The organism is Isoptericola sp. BMS4 (assembly GCF_011634835.1).
In the GTDB taxonomy this organism is placed as follows: Bacteria; Actinomycetota; Actinomycetes; order Actinomycetales; family Cellulomonadaceae; genus Isoptericola.
In genome coordinates, this window is the sequence record NZ_SIRP01000010.1 from 1 (window position 1) to 1,828 (window position 1,828).

A 1,828-nucleotide genomic window follows, 5' to 3' on the forward strand; every position below is an offset into this window, starting at 1 on the left:
GCGAGCGCACCAAGGTCTTCCGCGTCACGACCGTGGACGGCGAGGTCGTGAAGAAGAAGAAGGTCTCCGACAAGGTGACCGCCAAGCCGGTCACCGAGGTCGTGGTCGAGGGCACCAAGGAGCGCCCGGAGCCGGAGCCGGAGCCCGAGCCCGAGCCGGAGCCGGAGCCCGCGCCTGCCGAGGACACGTCCTCGGACGAGTCGTCCGGCTCGGCGGACCTCGGTTCCGCGCCGGCGGGCGTGTGGTCCCAGCTCGCGCAGTGCGAGTCCGGCGGCGACCCGTCCACCAACACCGGCAACGGCTACTACGGCCTGTACCAGTTCTCGCTGCAGACCTGGCAGGCGATGGGCGGCACCGGCCTGCCCTCGGAGAACTCGGCCGCCGAGCAGACGCGCATCGCGCAGAAGCTCCAGGCCCAGTCCGGCTGGGGCCAGTGGCCCGCCTGCGCGGCGAAGCTCGGCCTGCTCTGACCCGCTCGTCCTGAGCCGCACCGCGCACGAGCCCGGTACGGCAGCGCCCCCGTCGGGTGCCGTCGTGCCGGGCTCGCTCGCGCTCGCGCCGCGCACGTCGCTGCCGCGGCACCGCCCAGAACCACCGTCCGCTCCGTCGTGTGCTTGGTCACGTCGGGGCTCTCAGGCTCGATCTACGATAACGAATCAGTTACGGTCGAGTGTCCCGCGTGCGAGTCATGCCTTCGTGGTGTATGGGCTCCGCCGGGTGAACCGCCGGATCGGCGGATCGAGACCGTGTCGGCACCACGCGCCGACGACCCCTCGGGGTCCCCGCCCACGCGCGGGATCGGAGGGCATCACGTCGCCCGTCTCGACCGTCGTGCCCGGGTAGCACGAGGACTGGAATCCCCGTTGACCAACCCCTCCGACGCCACCCCGGCGTCCTTCGAGCCCACCGCGCCCGAGCCCACGACCGACGGCTCGGCCCGTTCCCACCGTCGTCGCTGGCCGCTCGTGGCCGGTGCGGCCGCCGCGGCGCTCGCCGTGACGGGCGCCGGCATGGCCTACGGCGAGGTGCACAAGACCGTCACGCTCGACGTCGACGGCAACGTGCAGACCGTGAGCACCACGGCGTCGTCCGTCGACGACCTCCTGGAGGCCCAGGGCGTCGTCCTCGACGACCGTGACCTCGTCGCCCCCGGCGGCGACGCCGCCCTCACCGAGGGCTCCGACGTCGTCGTGCGCACCGGCAAGGAGATCACCGTCGCGGTGGACGGCGAGCAGAGCGACACGTGGGTCACCGCCCTCGACACCGACGAGGCCCTCGACGGTCTCGCGGCGCGTGGTGACGACGTCGCCATCGTCGCGTCCCGCTCGGGCGACCGCGCGACCCTCCCGCTCGGTGTCGACACCGACGGGCCCGTCGCCGTGGTGCACGACGGCACGACCGACATCGTGCAGGGCGGCGACGACGTCCAGGGCGTGCTCGCGGACGCCGACGTCACGCTCGACGAGGACGACCGCGTGCACGTGACCGACGCCAAGGCGAAGGACGTCGCCAAGGGCGTCACCCAGGCCGCGAAGAAGGCCGCGAAGCGGTCGCAGGACGGCACGACCGTCGAGAACGTCACGGCCGGATCGCAGGACGCCGAGGACTCCGACGGCGCGAAGGCCGCCGTGGAGGCCCCGCAGGTCGCGGTCGTCGTCGAGCGCGTCGAGACGAAGAAGGTCACCAAGACCTCCGTCGTCGAGCACAAGACGCGGACGAGGACCGACGACGACCGGTACGCCGACCTCGACACCAAGGTCGCCCGTGAGGGCAAGGACGGCGAGCGCACCAAGGTCTTCCGCGTCACGACCGTGGACGGCGAGGTCGT

Annotated in this window: 2 protein-coding genes; both read left to right on the forward strand. The window is 72.6% G+C overall.

Annotated elements, in window-relative coordinates:
• Window positions 1-470 (forward strand): transglycosylase family protein (locus EYB28_RS19630; protein WP_205711073.1); only part of this gene is annotated, 470 nt, incomplete at its 5' end.
• A 393-nt stretch (window positions 471-863) separates the two neighbouring features.
• On the forward strand, window positions 864-1,828 hold a 965-nt coding region (locus EYB28_RS19635; protein ID WP_166852918.1), incomplete at its 3' end, for a ubiquitin-like domain-containing protein.